We start from the raw sequence: 22,580 nt of genomic DNA on the forward strand, positions 1-22,580 counted from the left end.
CCGAACAGCCAACCCCACCAACGACTCCGGCCCAACACCCAAACCAATCAAATAACGCGCAAACCTATTAACCCTCTCATCGAACTCCCCATACGAGAGCACCACATCCCCACACACCACCGCCCGCGAACCCGAAGAAACCCCCACCACAGAATCAAAACCATCCAACAACAACCCACCCACAACCGGACGCGAGGTGTCGTTGAAGTCTTCGATGATGTTCTGTATTTCCTTGGTGGACAACAGTTCCACGTCACCGACAGCAGTTCCCGGATTCGTGACCATCGCACGGAGAATGGTGGTCAGGCGCTCGGCTAGCCCGCCAACAGTAGCGGCGTCGAAAAGATCTGTGGCGTAGAGCCACGACATCACCATGCCGGTACCGACGCCGGCCTCGCCTTCAACCGGCGATGCCGTCAGCTGAAGGTCGAATTTTGCGATATCGATTCCCGCATCGAACTCCGAGACTCGCAGGTCAGGCAACTCCAGAGCGTCACCTGCCATGTTCTGGAAGAACAACGCAACCTGGAACAACGGATGATGCGCCTGCGAACGGGCCGGATCGAGAACCTCCACCAAACGCTCGAAAGGCAAGTCCGCGTTGGCAAATGCACCCAAATCGGTTTCACGAACCTGATCGAGAAGATCGGCAAACGATATGTTCGGCGTCACCGGCGTACGCAACACCAGTGTATTGACAAACATCCCGATCAGATCATCGAGCGCAGGTTCCCCTCGACCGGAAATCGGCGAACCGATAACCACGTCGTCAGTCGACGCCATCCGCGCAAGCAGCACCGCAAGGGCCGCATGCACAACCATGAACAGCGAAACACCACGATCCAACGCCAATTGCTCCAGAGCCCTGTGCAACTCACCGTCGATATCGAAACGATGCACCGCGCCACGCGTCGACGCAACCGCCGGGCGCTTCCGATCGAACGGCAGATCGATCTTCTCCGGCAACCCCGCGAGATTCTCACTCCAATAACGCAATTGCTCCGACATCAACGACGCCGGATCAGAATCGACCCCCAAAACCTCATGCTGCCACAACGCAAAATCTGCGTATTGCACCGCAAGCGGCGACCACGCCGGGGCGCTGCCCTGCGCCCGGGAAAGATAGGCCAATGCAACATCACGCACCAGAGGACCAACCGAAACACCGTCGGCAGAGATATGGTGAACCACAATTGCGAGAACGAATTCACTTGGGCTGGTACGGAACAGACGCACCCGAAGTGGAACTGCAACGGAAACGTCGAACCCAACGGTCACCAGCGGCGCCAAAGCTGCAAGCAACTCCGACTCGTCGAGATCCCGAGGATCCAGATCGATATCTGCCGTGGACACTTCGAGAACGTCCTGATAGCCGATACCGCCGAACTCCGGATACACAGTCCGCAGCACCTCGTGCCGAGCGACAACATCCTCAACAGCGCGCGCAAGCGCACTCACGTCAAGTTCTCCGGACAAGCGGAGAACAATCGGAATATTGTTCACAGCAGATTCCGCGTCGAACCGACTCAGGAACCACATACGCTGTTGCGCAAGAGACAATGGCACACGATCAGGACGAACCATCGGTGCCAAGGCCACATGCCCGATCGTTTCCGTCTCGGCTTCGATGCGAGCGGCGAGCGCTTCGACGGTAGACGCTTCGAACAGAGTCTTCACCTGAACGCGGGTATCGAACGCTGCGCCCAGACGACCGGCCAGCTTGGCCGCGATCAGGGAGTTGCCACCCAATTCGAAGAAATCATCCGAAGCGCCGACCTGTTCGAGGCCGAGTAGATCGGCAATCGCGTCGGCCACAAGCTTCTGGGCAGGCGTGGATGGCGCTTGGTACGAGCGCGATTCGAATGTGGGCGCCGGCAATGCGTCGACGTCGAGCTTGCCGACCGGAGTCAGCGGAATATCTTCGAGCATCACCATTGCGGCCGGGACCATGTGCCGAGGCAGTGCGCCGCGTGCGTGGACTGTCAATGCCTCAGCGTCGAGCGTGTTCCCGGCCTTTACATACGACACCAATGCTGGTTCACCCGTCGGCCCACTCCGAGGAAGTGTCGCCACAAATTCGACACCGGGAACTGCGGCGAGAACTGCGTCGATCTCACCGAGTTCGATACGAAATCCGCGAATCTTGACCTGAGAGTCACCGCGGCCGAGGTATTCGAGACTGCGTTGGTCGTCGCCGGCCTTGATCCAGCGAACGGTGTCGCCGGTGCGGTACAGACGTTCGCCCGTGTCCGCGAACGGGTTTGCCACAAAACTTGCCGCAGTTGTCGCGGGTAGCTGGTTGTACCCGCGGGCGAGATGTGTTCCAGAAACATACAATTCGCCGGCAGTGCCGGTCGCCACCGGCTGCAGGCGGGAGTCGAGAACGTAGAGTCCGACGCCGCGCACCGGGTCGCCGATCGTGACCGGACTGTCGACCGTCAGTTCGGCAATCGATGCGACGACGGTGGTTTCGGTGGGGCCGTACGCGTTGAAGAATTTTCGTCCGGGCGCCCACTGAGTCACCAGTGCGGGCGAACATGCTTCGCCGCCCACGACAACAACGTCAAGCGTGTCGAAATCACCCTCCGCAGAGAGCGATCCCAGTGCAGCAGGCGTCATGAACGCGTGGGTGATCTTTTCTTCGGTGAGCAGTTCGGCGAGCTCGTCGCCGCCGTACACATCGGGGCGTGCGATCACCATCGTGGAACCGGTGCCGAATGCGAGGAGCAATTCCAGAACGGAGGCATCGAAGCTGGGCGATGCAAAGTGCAGGGTTCGGGATGCAGAAGTGAGACCGTAGCGTTCGATCTGCTCGGCACACAGGTTCGCAATGCCTCCATGCGTGACGACAACGCCCTTGGGTCGACCGGTCGAACCCGAGGTGTAGATCACGTAGGCGGGATGCTCCGCACGCAAAGTTCCGGCACGTTCGGTGTACGACACCGGTTCGGCAGGAAGTTCGGCCGCCTTTGCCAGGAACACGGCGTTGTCGAGTTCCCACCACTGAATACTCGCCGGCAGTCCGTCGGCGACAGCGCCTACCGTCAAGCCGATCGAGACGCCGGAATCGACAAGCATGTGCAAGGCGCGGTCGGCCGGGTAGTTGGGATCAACCGATACAAATGCGGCCCCGGCCTTCGCGACGGCCCACAGTGCGCACACCGACTCGACGGAGCGTGGGATGGAGATCGCTACCCGATCTTCCGGTCCCACTCCGTGAGCAATGAGGAGACGCGCCAGCTGCGATGACGCGGCATCCAGCTCGGCGTAGGTGACGGAACGACCGTCGAAGCGGATGGCGATGGCGCCTGGGTCGATATCGACGGCAGCCGCCAGTAGCTGCGGCAGCAAGGGCACTCGAACGCGGCGAGTACGGGTGGGACGGGGTTTGCGGCTTCCGCGTGTCTTTGCGGGGGTCGGATCGTCTGCGCTCATTCGATCACGTCCGATGATCGATCTGCGTGTACGTCGGCCCCTTGCGCCATCAGACAACTCACCTTCGCGTAATACTTGTTTTCACGGTCATCTCGCCCGTTGCGGCTCCCCACAATGCATCGGCAACCGAGTGCCATTGTTACAGCCACGGAGTTGCCGAGCGCCGTGTACCGCGAGTGGGTATGAGTTCCACCACTCGCGGTGCGTGAGGTCACCACGACTGTGGGCTGTGCTCCTCGAGAACGTGTTCGAGATCCGGCAGTTCGCTGCGATCGATGCTTGCAGCGTCATCCACCGACAGCACCGCGTGTGTCACCCACTCGTCGGCCAGCAGGTCGTCGAGCGATTCGATGTCACTACCTGCCACCACCCACGCAGCACCCGCCGATGTAGCGAGCAGAATCGCGGGCACCCGTCCGCTCGCGTCGATCGAGCCGGTCTGCAGCACTCGCGACTCGACATCAACCGCGTACTTCTCGCTCCAGGTCGACAGGGTTGCGGTGAGTTCCCCGTACGTCTGCTCCCAGGCTCCGTCACCGAACACCTGGAAGGCGACGTCGTCCGCGGTGAGCGGGCGAATGCGGTCGGTGTAACTGATCGCACGCGCGGGTTGTGCGACCGCAGCGTCGAGTGTTTCCGGCGTGATCGTCACGACAGAGTCCGGAACCTCTCCGGCCTGCCCGACTGCAATCGCTGCCCCGGTCTTGACAATTGCCCAGCACGCCACTACTTCGCCTGCTCCCGATACGCCGGAGAGGCTCACGAAGTCTCCTGGACCGACGCCACCATCGATAAGCAGACGCGCAAGCTGCGAGGAACGTGAATCGACTGCGGCATAGTCGATTTCCTCGTCGCCGACCACAACGGCGGGAGCTTCGGGGTCAGCCTCGACTGTCGACGCCAGCAGTTGCGGCAGGAGCGCCGCACCTGATCCGCTCGGAGCGATGGACTGAACTGCAGCGCTGAGAGCCTCGTCTTTCTCTGCTGCGGTGAGCAATTCGATGTCGCCGACCGGCCTCGATGGGTTGTCGGTGACCTGTTCGAGTACGCGAACAAACCGCTCCACGAACGATTCGACGGTTCCCTGGTCAAACAGATCAGTCGAGTAGATCCAGAGGCCGGAGAGTCCGTATCCATCCGCGGCGCTACCGAGCGTCAGTTGCATGTCGAACTTCGTGGTCGCCACTGGTGAATCGACTCCGCTAATCGTCAAGCCCGGCAGCGAGAACTCGGCTCCGCCAGCGGGTTCCAGCGACAAGATGATCTGGAAGAGTCCGTCGGCCGAGGCACCCAACGCTTCGGATACTTCCTCGAACGGGAGGTCGGACTTCCCGAAGGCCTCCAGATCCACGTCGCGCACGGCAACAACCAGATCGTCGAAACTTGCTGCAGTATCTACCTGAGTCCGCAAGGCAAGCGTGTTCACGAACATTCCGACCAGATCGTCGAGCGCACGCTCCCCTCGCCCACCTACTGCGGTACCGATCGCAAAGTCGTCGGTTGCCCCGACCCGTGCAACCAATACGGCCAGTGCGGCGTGCAATGCCATGAAGGCAGTCGCATTCCGTTCGCGGGCGATCTCGACCAACCGGGCGTGGATCTGCTCACTGACGGTGAACTCGACGGCGCCCGCTGCCGGTGACACCACACTCGGACGTGGGCGATCCGTCGGAAATCCGGCCATCGCGGGAAGCGAAGCAAGCTTGCCCCGCCAGTACTCGAGTTGAGCGGCAGCGACACTACCGACCTCGTCGGCCGTGCCCACGACGTCACGCTGCCACAGCGCGAAGTCCGCGTACTGCACGGTCAATGGACTCCACCCGGGAATGCTGCCTCTGGTCCGGGCTTCGTACGCGATCATCATGTCGCGCGCCAACGGCGCCATCGACTCACCGTCGGCGGCAATGTGGTGTGCAACAAGAGCAAAGACGTACTCGCCGGTCCCGCAGTGCAGAAGTTCCATCCGCACAGGTACTTCTGTGGAGACGTCGAAGCCCGTCGACATCACAGCGGCGACGCGCGAGTACAACTCGGATGCGTCCGCAACGGCAGCGACGGCGCACTGCGGCGCATCGTCGACGTCGAGAATCCGTTGTGTTGGTCCGTTGTCGTCTGCCGGATAGAACGTCCGGAGCGACTCGTGCCGGTCGGTGACATCGCGCAGAGCTGCCCGCAATGCGTCGACGTCGAGGTCGCCGGTCAACCGCAGCGCCATCGGAATGTTGTACGTCCCTGCGGCCGTGTCCATCTGGTTGACAAGCCACATTCGTTGCTGCGCCAGTGACAGCGGCAACCGGTCCGGGCGTTCGGCGGCTTCGAGCGACTTTCGTCGACCCGACCCTACCGATGCCGCAATGGCCAGGGCCAGTGCTTCAACTGTCGTGGCGTCGAACAGCATCCGAACCGGAACGGTGGTATCGAGCGCCTGACCGAGACGGGCCGCGAGCCGCGTCGCGATTAGCGAGTTTCCGCCGAGTGCAAAGAAATCGTCGTCGAGTCCGACTCGGTCTACGCCGAGAAGATCGGCAAAAACAACTGCAACTGCCTTCTCGACAACGGTGAGCGGTTCGCGGTACTGCGCCGTGTCGAACACCGGGTCGGGCAGGCTCCGACGGTCGATCTTTCCGTTCGCGTTGAGCGGCACCGAGTCCAGGACGATGAACGCCGACGGAACCATGTACTCCGGTAGACGCTGCGCTACAGCGTCCCGCAGGATTTCCGGAACGATCACAGCGCCTGGGACGCCAACGACATAGGCAACCAACCGGTCGCCCACCGCCGAATCAGCGTGGACTGTGACGACGGCGGTCCCGACGGAATCCACAGCGTTCAAGGCAGATTCGATCTCACCGAGCTCGATGCGTAAACCGCGGATCTTGACCTGGAAATCCGTGCGCCCGATGTACTCGAGCTCACCGGCCGTGTTGCGGCGCACGAGGTCGCCGGTTCGATACATGCGCTCGCCTGCCGCCCCGAAGGGGTTGGCAACAAACCGTTCTGCCGTCAGGTCGTACCGGTTGCCGTAACCACGACCGACTCCGATACCACCGACGTACAGCTCGCCGACAACTCCGGACGGAACGAGACCCAACCGTGAATCCAGCACATAGAGATCGATGTTCGGCACCGGTGAGCCGATCGGAACACCAAGCGTGTCCGCTGCCGCCGCCTGTTGGAACGACACCACATCCGACGCTTCGGTGGGACCGTAGCTGTTCACGATTCGAACTCCGCGCGAAAGCAGGTGCCCCAGACGGCTGACCTGTATCGGCTCTCCGCCGAGGAACACCACCTCGAGGCTTGCCAGCACGTCGTCTTCGTCGGAATCGATCAGAGCGTCGAAAGCACTGGGTGACATGTTTGCCGTCGTGACTCGCTCGTCTGCGATGACACGAAGGATCTCACTCGGGTCGAAGCCGGCGGGTGCGAGGTGCACACTTCCACCAATCGTCAGTGGTCCCCACACGTTCTTCTGCGTGAGGTCGAAACTCGGTGACGACGCCACTGCAACCCCGGCGCGTGCTGGCAGCGAAGAGTTATACCACGCAACGGTATTCGCTATACCTGCCATCGGAACGACGGTCGGCTTCGGTCGCCCGGTCGAACCGGACGTCGAAATGACGTAGCCGACTCGGGCATCCGCGCCGTCCTCACTCCAACGATCGACCCAACCCGGTGCGTCGGCAGCGACCACATGCTCGTCACCGATCAGCACCACTGGGAGATCGAGGTCGGGCGTCTCGATCGCCACCACACACCGTGCCGCGATATCGGCGAGCAGTACGCTCACCCGTTCTTCCGGAAGAGCAGGGTCGATCGGAAGATAGCCGGCACCGGCTTTCCACACGGCCACCATCGCTACGACCCACTGCCAGGACCTCGGCAGGATCAAGCCGACAACGTCGTCCGGACGGACGCCGGCGACGACGAGTTGAGCGGCCGCGACCGAGGACAGTGCATCGAGGTCCCCGTAGGACAATTCGACATCACCGGCCACCACTGCGCACGCCGACGGATCGGTGTCGACGTACTGCGCGAACAACGTCATCGGTGACGCGTCGAGCCGGCCATCGTCACTGCCCCGTGACCAGTCGAGAATCTGTGCGTGTTCGGATGTTTCGATGATATCGATATCTCCGACCACCTGCGCCGAGTCGACTACTGCAGCATTAAGAACGCGGAGGAATCGGTTCGCGAGGGATGCGATTGTCGACTCGTCGAACAGGTCGGTCGCGTATGTGAACTGGGCGGTCAGTCCTCCGTTGCCAGACGACTCGGACTCGATCAAGGTCAGTTGCAGATCGACCTTTGCCAGCAGGTCCGGCAACGCGAAGTCGGCAACGTCCAGATCCTGCAACTGCAGAACCGATCGCTGCAGGTTCTGGAACGCCAGACCGACCTGGAACAACGCATGCCTGGCCTGAGATCGCTCGGGGTTGAGAATCTCGACGAGCCGTTCGAAGGGGACGTCCGCGTGCGAGAACGCGCCGAGATCCGATTCCCGCACATGTCTGACCAAGTCTGCGAACGACGATTCGGGGTCGACCTCGGCGCGAAGCACCAGGGTATTGACGAACATACCGATCAGATCGTCGAGAGCACGTTCACCACGGCCGGCGGCCGGGGTACCGATCACGATGTCCGATGTCCCGGACAACCTCGCGAGCACGACCGCCAGGGCGCTGTGCACCACCATGAAGAGCGATGCATTGACCTCACGGGCCACTCGATCGAGACCCGCCCGGAGCTCGGCATCGATCGAGAAATCGTATCCCGCTCCGCGGTGCGATTCGATGCGCGGCCGCGGACGATCCGTCGGCAGATCCAACTGGTCCGGAATGCCGGCCAAGCGTTCCTGCCAGTACGTGACCTGCTCGGAGATAACCGATTCGGGATCGTCCTCGCTGCCGAGGATCTGCCGCTGCCACAACGCAAAGTCGGCGTACTGCACCGGCAATGGTTGCCACTGCGGCGACTGCCCTTGCGACCGTGCAACATACGCTGAGACGAAGTCGCGGATCAGCGGGCCCATCGAGAAGCCGTCACCGCTGATGTGATGGATCACAAAAACGAGGACGTACTCGGACTGGCTCAAATCGAATAATTGCGCTCGAACCGACGCCTCGTGGGTGACGTCGAATCCGGGAAGGATCACGCCTGCAACCCGATCGATGACAACGGATTCGTGAATACGAACCGGCGTCAGATCCGGAACCATCCGGTCCACATCCACCAACTGCTGATAGCCGACGCCGTCGATCTCGGGATACACCGTTCGCAAAATCTCATGACGTTCGAACACGTCCACCAGCGCAGCCTGCATCGCCGCAATGTCCAGCTCTCCGGTCAGCCTGATGGCCACCGGGATGTTGTCCACACCCGAGGACGCGTCGAACCGGTTGAGGAACCACATGCGTTGCTGCGCAATCGACAGCGGAACACGATCCGGTCGTTCCTGCGCCACCAGCGGCGGGCGGGCGCCCTTACCGGATTGCGAGTCGATAAGCGAGGCAAAGGATTCCACACTGGACGCGTCGAACAGCAGGCGAACAGGAACCGTCGTGTCGAGCGCCTCGCCGAGTCGCGCAACGACCTGAGTCGCGATGAGCGAGTTGCCGCCGAGCGAGAAGAAATCATCGTCGAGGCCAACCTGCTCGATGCCGAGCAGGTCGGAGAAAATCCGCGCGACCGCAAGCTCCGCCACGCTCCGTGGCTCACGGAAGGCAGCGATCTGAGCAACAGGATCGGGCAACTGCTTGCGATCCAGCTTGCCGGACGTGCCCAGCGGGAATGCCTCGAGCACAACGTGCGCCGTCGGGACCATGTAGCGGGGCAGTCGTGCGGCCAGTGCTGTCTCGACCGATGCCCAGTCCACTACCGCGCCGGCGTGTCCCACAACGTAGGCAACCAATTGTTCGTTGCGCACTGCCACCGCAGCCGACGCAACGGACGGCTGATCGCGCAATGCTGCCTCGATCTCGCCCAGTTCGATCCGCAATCCGCGGAGTTTGACCTGGAAGTCGGTCCGCCCGATGTATTCGACCTCACCAACGCTGGAATCATCCCCCCTCGCTCCGCTCGACCGTTTCCACCGCACCAGGTCACCCGTGCGATACAGCCGACTGCCGGAAGGTCCGTACGGATCTGCAACAAAACGATCTGCCGTGAGGTCCGGCCGACCGACGTAGCCGCGCGCCAATTGGATTCCCGCCAGGTACAGCTCACCCGAGACACCCACCGGCACCGGGCGCAGACGCGAATCCAACACCAGGACACGGGTGTTCCAGACCGGCGATCCGATCGGGACGATCTCGGAATCCGATGGCGTGACCTCGTGGAATGTGACGTCGACTGCCGCTTCGGTAGGCCCGTACAGATTGTGCAGTCGAGCCCGTGGAAGGAGTGTGCACAGTTCCTGCGCAACCTGCGGTGGCAGTGCTTCGCCCGAGGCAAATACCCGACGCAGAGCATCCGCTCCGCGAACTGCGGGTTCTGCGACAAACAGTTCGAGCATCGAGGGCACGAAGTGGACAGTGGTGACGCCGTGTTCCGCGATAGCAGCTGCGAGGTATGCCGGTTCCCGGTGTCCGTCCACTACAGCAACGACCAACCGAGCGCCAACCTGCAACGGCCAGAAGAACTCCCACACCGACACGTCGAACGTGAAAGGCGTCTTCTGCAACACCACGTCATCGCCGGTCAGCCCGTACTCGGCCTGCATCCACACCAGACGATTCACGATCGCCCGATGCGAAACCGCAACACCCTTCGGCTTACCGGTCGAGCCGGAAGTAAAGATCACGTACGCCGTGTTGTCACTGCGCAACGGAGATAGACGATCCGCATCGGAGATCGCAGCGTCCGAGTGAGTGGACAGGTCGAGCGTGTCCACCTGAACAACCGGACAGACCGACGTCTCGAATCGATCCAGCGTGGTGGTGAGGACACAGACCGGGACAGCGGTCGAAAGAACGTACTCGTTACGTTCAGTCGGCTGATCCGGATCGATCGGAACGTACGCGCCGCCTGCCTTCACTATCGCGTACATCGCTACCAGCAGGTCGAGCGATCGTCGCATCGACAATCCCACCATGGCATCGGGACCGACACCGATCGAGATCAAATGGCGTGCAAGACGATTGATCCGGGCGTCGAATTCCGCGTATGTCAGCGTCGTAGCGTCGAACGTGATTGCCGGCGCATCCGGTGTTGCCGACAGCTGGGCGTCGAAGAGATCTACCAGAGTGGAGTCGGGAACACGACGCTCGGTCGAGTTCCATTCGACGAGCACTCGCCGACGCTCGTCGGCACTCGATACGTCGATGTCGCCGATGACAGCAGAAGTATCATCCGCCAGGGCGCGCAGAATCGTGACGTAACGCTGCGCAAACAGTTCCACGGTTGCTGCGTCGAAAAGGTCTGTTGCATAGTTGAACTGCGCAAGAAGACCGCCCTGCGGCGCCTCGCTCACCGTCAACTGGAGATCGAACTTCGCGACGGGCGATTCGATGTCCACGGCGGACACCACAACACCGTTCATCGCTGCCGACTCCGGACTCGAGCCACCGAGGTTCTGCATTGTCAGCATGACCTGGAACAGCGGGTTCCGGGCCTGCGACCGTTCGGGGTTGATGATCTCGACAAGGCTCTCGAACGGGACGTCCGCGTGATCGAATGCGCCGAGATCGGTTTCACGGGCGCGGTGGATCAGGTCGGCGACCGTCGACGCCGGATCGATATCGGTTCGCAGTACCAACGTGTTGACGAACATTCCGATGACGTTGTCGAGCACTTGCTCACCGCGTCCGGCAACGGGAGTGCCGATCACGATGTCGGTGGAACTCGACAGCTTTGCGAGCAGCAGCGCAAGCGCAGAATGCACAACCATGAACAGCGAGGCGTTCGATGCCTGGGCGACCGCGTTCAAGCGCTCGAGCAAATCCGCATCAACGGAGAAGTCGTGGTAGGCACCCTGATTGGTTGCAATTCGGGGCCGCGGACGATCCGTCGGCAGCTCGAGTTGATCCGGAACACCGGCCAATTGTGTTCGCCAATAGTCGAACTGTCCGGAAATCACCGAGTCCGGATCGCTCTCGCTGCCCAGCACTTCGCGTTGCCACAAAGCAAAATCGGCAAACTGCACCGGAAGTGGTTCCCACTGCGGCGCCGCTCCGGCCGATCGCGCACCGTATGCCGCGACGACGTCCCGAACCAACGGAAGCATCGAGAATCCGTCACCACTGATGTGATGGACGACAAATACGAGAACGAACTCGGAATCGGTGATCCGCAAGAGGGAAACGCGAATGGGAACTTCGGTGGTCACGTCGAACCCGGGCGCCACCACAGCGGCGACCTGAGCCACCACATCATCGGCATCCACGTCGATCGGCGCAAGATTGATCAGACGAGCGGGTTCGAGAACCTGCTGGTAACCGACGCCGTCGATCTCGGGGTAAATAGTTCGCAAGCTCTCGTGACGACGCACCAGATCGTCGAGAGCGTCCTGGAGCGCGTCGACATCGAGCGTGCCGGTCAGCCGAAGTGCGGCTGGGATGTTGTCGACATTCGATCCCGGTTCGAAGCGGTTCAGGAACCACATGCGTTGCTGCGCGAGCGAGAGGGGCACACGCTCCGGCCGGACCTGCGCGGTGAGCGGAGGCCGCGCTGCCGTGGTGGTTCCCGAATCGATACGGGCAGCAAGTGCCCCGACGGTCGGTGCGTCGAACAGGGTCCGCACACCGACGGTGGTGTCGAGCCTCTGTCCCAGCCGCGCAACAACCTGAGTTGCCATGAGGGAGTTACCCCCCAGGGCAAAGAAATTGTCGCCCAATCCCACCTTCTCGACTGCCAGAAGGTCCGAGAAGACCTGAGCCACAGCAATTTCGGCACCCGTGACCGGCGCCTGGAACTCGGCACTACGAGCCACTGGATCCGGCAACTGCGCACGATCGAGCTTGCCCGAGGAGCCAAGTGGGAAGCTGTCGAGCACCACATGAGAGGCCGGAATCATGTATGCGGGCAACCGCTGCGACAACGCATCGGCGATATCGTCCCAGTCGAGGCTGACGCCCGCTGCCGGCGTCAGATACGCCACCAACTGGTCGCTGCGAACCAGTACTACCGCCGCGGATACCGCGGGGTGATCGCGTAAAGCCGATTCGATTTCACCGAGTTCGATGCGCAGTCCGCGCAGCTTGACCTGGAAATCCGTTCGACCGATGTACTCAATCTCACCAAAACTGTTCCACCGCACCAGGTCACCCGTGCGATAAAGCCGCTGCCCGTTACCGGAGAACGGATCCGCGACAAACCGATCGGCGCTCAGATCGGGCCGCGCCAGGTAGCCGCGTGCAAGCTGGACACCGGCGAGGTATAACTCCCCCGCAACTCCGACCGGCACCGGATGCAACCGCGAGTCGAGCACCAGCGCCCGGGTGTTCCACACCGGCACACCAATCGGCACACTTGCGACGTCGGATTCGGTGACCTCGTGGTACGTCACGTCGACCGCGGCCTCGGTCGGACCGTACAGGTTATGCAAGCGCGCAGCGGGAAGAACTGTCCGCAGCGTTGACGCCACCTGTGGTGTCAACGCCTCACCGGAGGCGAATACCCGGGTCAAAGAAGTACACGCCGCCACCGAGGGTTCTCCGACAAACACGTCGAGCATCGACGGAACAAAGTGCGCGGTGGTGACGCCGTAGTCGGAAATGGCGGACGCGAGGTAGGCGGGGTCGCGGTGTCCGTCCGGTTCGGCAACAGCTAGTCGGGCACCAACCTGCAACGGCCAGAAGAACTCCCACACCGACACGTCGAACGTGAACGGGGTCTTCTGCAACACCACATCATCGCCGGTCAGCCCGTACTCGGCCTGCATCCACACCAGACGATTCACGATCGCCCGATGCGAAACCGCAACACCCTTCGGCTTACCGGTCGAACCGGACGTAAAGATCACGTACGCCGTGTTGTCCGGCCGCAGCGGCGCCAGCCGATCGGTATCGACAAGCGCTGCGTCCGAGAACTGGGAAGTATCCAGCGAATCCAACGAGACAACCGTGGTGCTCGCTGTGAAACCGTCACGATCGGTGGTCAGCACGCACACCGGTCCGGCCGTCCCCAGAACGTACTCGTTGCGATCGGCGGGCTGATCGGGATCGACTGGCAGATAGGCCCCGCCTGCTTCGATCACCGCGTACATCGCGACAACCAAGTCGATGGACCGCCTGATTGCCAAGCCCACCAAGGTGTCAGGTCCGACGCCCATCGTCACCAGCATCCGGGCGAGTCGATGCACACGCGCCGAGAAATCGCGATAGGTCAGCAGCTCGTCCTCGTAGACGAGTGCCGTGGCGTCCGGAGTCCGATGCGCTTGTTCGACAAACATGTCGACCAGTGTCTTCTGCGGCACCTCATGGCCGGTCGCATTCCAGGTGCCGATCACCAATTCGCGCTCGTCGACGGTGAGCAGGTCGATGTCACCGACCACGATGGCCGGATCTTCCGCGACGACGGCGAGGAGCGTCGCCAACCGAGAGGCAACAGACTCGATGGTCGACGGATCGAAAAGATCTGTGGCGTAATCGATCATGATCGACAGTCCGCCGTGCTCGGGGTCTTCCCACACGGTGAACTGGAGGTCGAACTTGGCAACTGCGGATGCGAGTTCGACGCCCGTAACCGTCAACCCGTCGATGTCGGCAGCGCCCTGTTCACTCTGGCCGAGGTTTTGAAATGCCAGCATGACCTGGAAGAGCGGGTTGTGCGCCTGGGAGCGGGCGGGATCGAGGACCTCGACAAGGCGCTCGAACGGAACGTCCGTATGGCCGAAGGCATCAAGATCGGTACCGCGAGCGGCTTTCAGCACGTCCGCGAACGAACTCGCGGAGTCGATCTCGGTGCGCAGGACCAGTGTGTTGACGAACATGCCGATCACATCGTCGAGAGCGCGATCGCCACGACCTGCGACCGGCGTACCGATCGCGATATCCGACGTCGCGGACAACCGGGCAAGCAGGAGGGCAATGGCACTGTGCAGCACCATGAAGACCGAAGCCTTGTGTTGCTGCGCCAACGATTCGAGCCGGACGAGCAAGTTCTTCTCGATCGAGAACTGGTGCGACGCACCACGGTTGGTCGCTACAGCAGGCCGCGGGCGATCTGTCGGAAGTTCGAGCAGTTCCGGCATCCCTGCCAACTGATGCGTCCAGTAGTCGATCTGCCGCGAAATCAACGATTCCGGGTCGCTCTCGTCGCCGAGAACGGACCGCTGCCACAGCGTGAAGTCCGCGTACTGGACCCCCAAAGGAGCAAAATCGGGCGCTGAACCCTGCGATCGAGCTGCGTACGCACTCACAACGTCGCGGACCAACGGCCCCATCGAGAAACCGTCGCCACTGATGTGGTGAACCACAAAGACGAGGACGTATTCCGAGTCTGCGACCTGGAACAGGCTGGCCCGCAAGGGAACCTGCGCCGTGACGTCGAAGCCCTCGGTGACAACGGCAGTGACACGGTCGATCAGGTCGGATTCCGGGACTACAACCGGTGTCACGTCCAGCACGACGTCCGACGCGGCGAGAACCTGCTGGTATCCGACACCGTCGATTTCGGGGTAGACGGTTCGCAGGCTCTCATGGCGCTCGACCAGATCGGTGATCGCGCCGCGTAGTGCCGCGACATCGAGGACACCGCTCAGGCGTAGGGCCACCGGAATGTGATCGACGGCTGACGTGGAATCGAACCGGTTGAGGAACCACATACGCTGCTGCGCAAGCGAAAGCGGGATCCGGTCGGGACGTTCCTGTGCAACGAGAGGAGCCTTCGTACCGCGGCCAGCAGAATCGCCTACGAGAGAAGCTAATTCGGATACCGTCGGAGCATCGAAGAAAGCTCGCATGTCGAGTTCCACGCCGAGTTCGGCGTTCGCGCGCGCCACCACTCGCGTCGCGAGCAGTGAATTGCCCCCGAGGTCGAAGAACCCGTCGTCTATGCCGAGATCGTCGCGGCCGAGCAAGTCGGCAAAGATCGCTATCAACGTCTTCTCGACCGGGGTGCTCGGTGCGCGGTATTCGACAACCTGCGCTGTGAACTCGGGCGCCGGCAGCGCCTTGCGGTCCAGCTTGCCACTGGCATTGAGCGGAAACGCCTCGAGTTCGACAAACAGCGACGGCACCATGTAGTCCGGCAGGCGTCCACCCAATTCACGTGCAAGAGCGTCGGTGTCGAGCACAACTCCCGATGCGGGAACCACGTATGCCACCAGATTGTCGCCCAAAGCCGCATCGGAGTGGACGAGAACGGCCGCCTGTGCGATTGCATCGTTGTCGAGTAGCGCTGATTCGATTTCGCCGAGTTCGATGCGCAGTCCCCGCAGCTTCACCTGGAAGTCGGTGCGGCCGAGGTACTCGAGCAGGCGGTCGGCGCCGGCACCGCGCCATCGGACCAGGTCGCCGGTTCGGTACATGCGCTCGCCGTCCGAGGTGGAATGCGCGACGAACCGATCCGCCGTCAGATCGGGGCGGGAGACATACCCTCTGGCCAGCTGGACCCCCGCGAGGTAAAGCTCGCCGGGGACGCCGGGAGGTACTGGACGCAGTGCGTCGTCGAGGACGAGTAGCTCTGTTTCGGCGACAGCACGGCCGATCGGAATGGAGACCTCGTCCTGCGGTCCGGTTGCGTAGTACGTGACGTCGACGGCTGCCTCGGTCGGTCCGTACAGATTGTGCAGTTCCGCGGTGCTGACGTCGCGCAGCCGCGCGGCGGTCTGGGCGGGAAGCGCTTCACCCGAGGCAAAAACGTAACGTAGCGAGGTGATCTCGGAAGCGCGCGGTTCAGCGACGAAGACCGCGAGCATCGAGGGGACAAAATGTACAACGGTGACGCCGTACTCGATCATCGTCGCTGCGACGTAGGCCGGATCACGATGCCCGTCCGGCTTCGCGATCACGAGGCAAGCGCCGACCTGCAACGGCCAGAAGAACTCCCACACTGACACGTCGAACGTAAACGGCGTCTTCTGCAGGATGACGTCTTCGTCGGTGAAGGGATATTCGCTCTGCCTCCATCGGAGGTTGGCGACGATTGCCTCGTGTGACACACCGACGCCCTTGGGCCTGCCGGTCGAACCCGACGTGAAGATCACGTACGCAAGATTGTCGGTGCGCAGCGGTGACAGCCGGTCACCGTCGGCAAGCGGCGCGCCTGAGTGCGCCGAGACATCGATGTCATCGATCCGCAGTACATCGACGTTTTCGGGAATGCCGACCGCGTCCACTGACGTCGTCAGCACGAGGACGGGCGCGGCGACGTCGATCACATACGCCAGACGCTCAGCGGGATGGTCGGGATCGAGTGGTACGTACGCACCACCGGCCTTGACGATCGCGTACATCGCAACCAGCAGTTCGACGGACCGACGGATACCCAGGCCGACGAGTGTGTCCGGTCCGACGCCACGGGCGACGAGCTCGCGGGCGAGCTGATTGACCCGGCGATCGAATTCCGCGTAGGTCGACGCCGTGGAGCCGAAACGAAGGGCGACGGCATCGGGGGTACGCGCGACCTGCTCCTCGAACAGACTTACGAGAGTCGACTCGACGACCGACGGAGCCTCGAAAGCAACGACGGAAGTCGCGTCGGCGATGAGCGCACCGACGACGGATTCGAGGCCACCCTCTCGTGTGGCGAGCAACTCCGGCAGCAGCGTGGAGATCACGACGGGTACGAGTGCGTCCGGGCCGAGCGCACCACCCATCGCGGAGTCGAGTGTGGTCAGTTCCGAGTGCAACCGTTCGTAGGTGACCTCGGCGTCTGCATGAACAAGCGCTGTCCGGTCGGGCTCCGCCTCGGCTACTGCAGCGATCAATCTCGGCAGGTCTTCGATCGTCAGCGACTGTGGTCCCGGCATACCGACGGACATCAACACTTCCTCCAACTGACGACAGCACGGCGCAGATCCAACGCACGACTGGTCGTACAGATCAACGCCCATGGGGCAAATACTGCATATTACCCGTCCGTACCGGAACCCTTCCCCAGCGTGGCCTGCGCGTCAGTTATCAAAGACTCGACGAGCGAGGTAATACCGTCGGCGCCCAGTGCCGGAAGAATGCCCGGAACCAGACCGTTCAGCGAAACCGAGACCAACGCATCGGCAGTGAGCGCCGCACCCATCGTCTGCTTCATCACAGCCAGTTTTTCGGCCAGCTGTGTGAAGGTCACCACGGTGTCGCCGTGTGTGAAGGCAACCGCCGTCGGATCTGCTGCGGCGGCCGCTGCTGCGAGGTCCGGAAGGTCCGCGGCCGTTTTCGGCTCGGCTGCCTCGATCAGCGCGCGTTCGAAGTCTGTCACGATGTCGATGGTCCGCAGAACCACCGTCGGATCTGCGGCAACGGCGTCGACCACGGCCCGCAACCTGGCTGCGAACAGTTCCATGGTTGCGGCGTCGTACAGATCGGTTGCATAGGTGAATCGCATCCGGATATCGGACAGCGCTCCGTGCTCGTCGAACTCCTCGATACCGGTGAGCTGCAGGTCGAACATCGCCGAGTCGAATCCGTCGTCCACCGCCGACAGTTCGAGCCCTGGCAGCGCAAACGTGCCAAGTGCCATGTTCTGGAACGTGAGCATCACCTGGAACAGCGGTGAGTATGCCTGTGAGCGCTCACGGCCGACCTGCTCGACCAGACGCTCGAAGGGCACGTCTGCGTTTCCGAACGCCGCGAGGTCCTTCTCCTTCACCTGCTGCAGCAGGTCGACAAACGTGGTTGCCGGTTTCACCTGCGTGCGCAACACCAGCGTGTTGACGAACATACCGACCAGGTCGTCGAGGACTCGCTCGCCGCGGCCCGCCACCGGTGTACCGATCGCGATGTCGTTCGAGCCGCTGAGCTTGGACAGCAGCACCGAGAACGCCGCATGCACGACCATGAACACGGTCGAGTTCTGCTCGCGCGCGATTTCCGCGATTCGACGCGTGGAGTCGGCGCCAAGAGTGAACAGGAAGTCCGCACCCTTCATCGACTGCGTCGGCGGACGAGGACGGTCCGTCGGCAGTTCCAGAAGTTCGGGAACGCCGGCGAGTTCCTGCGTCCAGTAGGCAAGCTGCGTCGACAGTTCACTGTCCGGATCGCCCTCGGAACCCAGAACGTCGCGCTGCCATAACGTGTAATCCGCGTACTGGACTTCGAGCGGAGCCCATTCGGGTGCCGCTCCCCCGGTACGCGCCGTGTACGCGACCATCGTGTCTCGGATCATCGGCGCCATCGAGAACGCGTCGCCGCTGATGTGGTGGACCACCACGATCAGGACATGCTCGGTGGGCGTGATCTGGAAAAGGCGAACGCGCAGCGGAACACCGGCAGTGACGTCGAAGCTCTGACCGACGACCTTCGCGACCTCGGCCCCAATCGTGTCTTCGCCGACATACAGCACGGCCATGTCGACAACGGCTGCCGACTTCGACTGAATCGACTGCGTCGGGCCGTCCCCGAGATCGGGATAGAACGTCCGCAGGATCTCGTGGCGAGCAACAAGGTCGGAGACGGCCGACTGCAATGCTGCGACGTCGAGATCGCCGGACATCCGGATCGCGACCGGGATATTGTACGCGGCAGACCTGCGGTCGATCTGGTTGAGAACCCACATCCGCTGCTGAGCGAGCGACAACGGAATCTGCGACGGCCGTTCCTGCGCCACCAACTGTGCCCGCGAACCTGAACCGGCATGTTCGAGCACCCGCGACGCCAGCAGTCCGACAGTCGACGCTTCGAAGATGATCCGCACCGGAATCTGGGCGTCAAGTGCCTGACCCAACCTGGCCACGACCTGTGTGGCGATCAGCGAGTTTCCGCCGAGATCGAAGAAGTCGTCGTCCAACCCGACTCGTGGAACGCCCAGGACTTCGGCAAACACCGAGGCCACGATCTCTTCGACCGGATTGCTCGGGGCACGGAACTCCGTTGCCTCGAATTCGGGTTCCGGCAGCGCCTTTCGATCGATCTTGCCGTTGATGTTGAGCGGCAATTCGCTCAGCACCATCAACGCCGACGGCACCATGTAACTCGGCAACTCGCGGACGAGTTCCGCCTTCACGCTGTCGACGTCGACGGTGGCCCCGGCCTGCGGAACGAGGTACCCGACCAGTCGATCCCCCAGTCGCGGATCGGTTTTCGCGACGACAACCGCTGCGTCCACGGACTCAGCAGCTCTGATAACAGCTTCGATCTCACCGAGTTCGATGCGGTAGCCGCGGATCTTCACCTGGAAGTCGGCACGATCGACGTACTCGAGTTCACCGCCACTGCGCCAGACAACAAGGTCGCCGGTGCGGTACAGACGTGTGCCCGGTTCTCCGAAGATGTTGGCGACAAAGCGTTCCGACGTCAGGTCGGCCCGCCCGTGATAACCACGAGCCAGCTGGGTTCCGGCAAGATACAGCTCACCGGTCACTCCGACCGGAACGGGATGCAGTCGCTCGTCGAGCACGTAGACCTGCGAATTCCATTCCGGGGCACCGATCGAGACCGACGAGGTATCGCTCTCGTCCACATCGTGCGCGGTCACTGACACCGCAGCCTCGGTCGGACCGTACAGATTGACGAGTGCCGCGTCGGACATTTTGCGGAACTCTGCCGCCGTTGCCGCGGGCAAGGCCTCACCGATGGCAAGGACACGCTCGAGCGACTGCGGAAGAGTGCCGTCTGCTGCGGCCGTCAGCATCGAGAGCATGGACGGCACCGCGTGCAGCGTCGTCACCTTCTCTTGAGCGATGAGCGCCAGCATGTACTCGGCGTCCTTGTGGCCGTCCGGGTCGGCAATGACCAGGCGGGACCCGGATGTCAACGCGGACCAGAACTCCCAGACCGAGAGGTCGAACGTCGCTGCAGTCTTGAGCAACATTGCGTCGGTCTGGTCGAGACCGTAGCGATCACGCTTCCACAGAAGCTGATTGACGATCGCGGCGTGGGACAGCGCCACACCCTTCGGCTTGCCGGTCGATCCCGACGTGAAGATCACGTACGCGGTATTCGCCGAACGAAGCGGTGCGATCCGCTCGTCGCCGCGCACCGGCGCTCCGGAGACGCGCGACAGATCGAGGGTATCGATGAGAAGAACGTTGTCGATCCCCGCGAGCGACGGTGCGTCGTTCTCGTTGCTGAGCACGCAGACCGGCGCGGCCATCTCGAGGACGTACCCGGTGCGATCGGCCGGATGATCCGGATCGATCGGAACATAACCGCCGCCTGCCTTGGCAACGGCGTACATGCCGATCACCAGGTCGATGGAGCGTCGCATTCCCAATGCCACCAACGACTCCGGACCGACACCCAGTTCGATCAGGTGACGGGCGAGCCGGTTGACCTTGTCGTCGAACTCCACATACGTCAGCGATTCGAGCCCGTGCACCAACGCGACGGAATCACCGTGAGCGGCAACCTGCTGATCGAACAGATCGACCAGTGTCGCCTCGGCGTCGAGTACCTGCTCCGTTGCATTCCATTCCTGCAGAACCTGATTCGACTCACGCGGATCGAGCACGTCGATGTCGCCGACCACGATCGACGGATCGGCAACCACCGCTGCCAGAACGGTGTTGAACCGATCAGCAAAGGACTGGACTGTCGACTCGTCGAAAAGGTCGTGCGCGTAGCTGAATACGGCCGAGATGCCGGAGGCAACACCACGCTCGTCGTAATTGTCACCGACGATCAACTGCAGATCGAACTGAGCGACACCGTTGTCGATCTCGAGGCCCTTGACGGTGAGGCCAGGCAGTTCCAGGCTTGCCTGTTCCATGTTCTGGAAAAGGAAGCCCACCTGGTAGAGCGGGTGCCGAGCAGTCGAACGTGCGGGGTTGAGAACTTCGACCAGTCGCTCGAACGGAACATCGGCATGCGCAAAGGCCTGCAGGTCGTTCTCGCGCACGCGGGCAAGTAGTTCCGTGAAACTGTCGGAACCGTCGACGTGTGTCCGGAATACCAGGGTATTGACGAACATGCCGATCAGATCGTCGAGCGCACGCTCACCGCGGCCAGCGATCGGGGTGCCAACGGCGATGTCGTCGGTGCCGGAAAGGCGCGCCAACAGAATCGCATACGCCGCGTGCGTGACCATGAACAGGGTGGTCCCGTGCTCACGGGCCAGCGCCGACAGGCCCTGATGCACTGTTGCGTCGATCTCGAACTGAAGGTAGCCACCGCGGTACGACTGCGCGGCGGGACGCAGACGGTCCGTCGGCAGGTCCAGCTGATCCGGCAGCCCGGCCAAAGCTTGGCTCCAGTAGGCGATCTGCTCGGACGACACGGATTCCGGGTCTTCCTCGCTACCCAGCACCTCGCGCTGCCACAGGCTGTAATCGGCGTACTGCACGTCCAGCGGGGCCCAACCCGGCGCCGTTCCCTGCGCCCGTGCCGCGTAGGCCATGACGAGATCGCGGGCGAACGGAGTAGTCGAGGAGCCGTCCGCGGCAATGTGGTGCACCACGACGGCGAGGACGTACTCGTTCTCGGCTACCTGGAACAACCGAATCCGCAGCGGGATTTCGGCCGTCACGTCGAACCTCGTCGACGCCAATTCGACCAGCTTGCCGACAATCTCGGCTTCCGTGACACTCTCGACGTTCAATTCCACCGGCGTATGTCCTACCGGTTCGATGACCTGGACCGGTCCCGAATCGGTTTCCGGATACACAGTGCGCAGGGTTTCGTGGCGGGCAACGACGTCGCCGATCGCCGCACGCATCGCGCCCAGATCGAGTTCACCGCTCAGCCGCAGTGCAAACGGCATGTTGTAGGCACCTGCCGAGCCGTCGAAGCGGTTGAGGAACCACATACGCTGCTGCGCAAGAGAAAGCGGAATCTCTTCCGGTCGATCCTGAGCTGTCAGCGCAAGGCGGCTTCCTTCACCGACGTGTGATTCGAGACGTGCGGCAAGTTCCTGGACGGTGGACGCTTCGAACAGAAGGCGGACCGGTACGGCCGTCTCGAGTTCTTCGGCGATGCGCATGACAACCCGAGTCGCGATGAGGGAGTTGCCACCCAACTCGAAGAAATCATCATCCAACCCCACCCGATCAACACCCAACACACCCACAAACGCCGACGCCACCACCAACTCCACCGACGACACCGGAGCCCGAA

At 62.3% G+C, this 22,580-nt stretch carries 3 protein-coding genes; all 3 read right to left on the reverse strand.

Going from position 1 to position 22,580, the window contains the following annotated elements; all coding sequences use genetic code 11:
• Positions 1-3,435: amino acid adenylation domain-containing protein (locus tag RhoBH5_RS31305; protein ID WP_270009443.1), on the reverse strand; the 3,435-nt coding region annotated here is incomplete at its 3' end.
• 211 nt (positions 3,436-3,646) lie between these two features.
• Positions 3,647-17,359: a non-ribosomal peptide synthetase gene (locus tag RhoBH5_RS31310; RefSeq protein ID WP_270009444.1), complete on the reverse strand. Its 13,713-nt coding sequence runs from the start codon at positions 17,357-17,359 to the stop codon at positions 3,647-3,649.
• An 89-nt stretch (positions 17,360-17,448) separates the two neighbouring features.
• Positions 17,449-22,580: non-ribosomal peptide synthetase (locus tag RhoBH5_RS31315; RefSeq protein WP_270009445.1), on the reverse strand; the 5,132-nt coding region annotated here is incomplete at its 5' end.

The organism is Rhodococcus sp. BH5 (assembly GCF_027583855.1).
In the GTDB taxonomy this organism is placed as follows: domain Bacteria; phylum Actinomycetota; class Actinomycetes; order Mycobacteriales; family Mycobacteriaceae; genus Rhodococcus_F; species Rhodococcus_F qingshengii.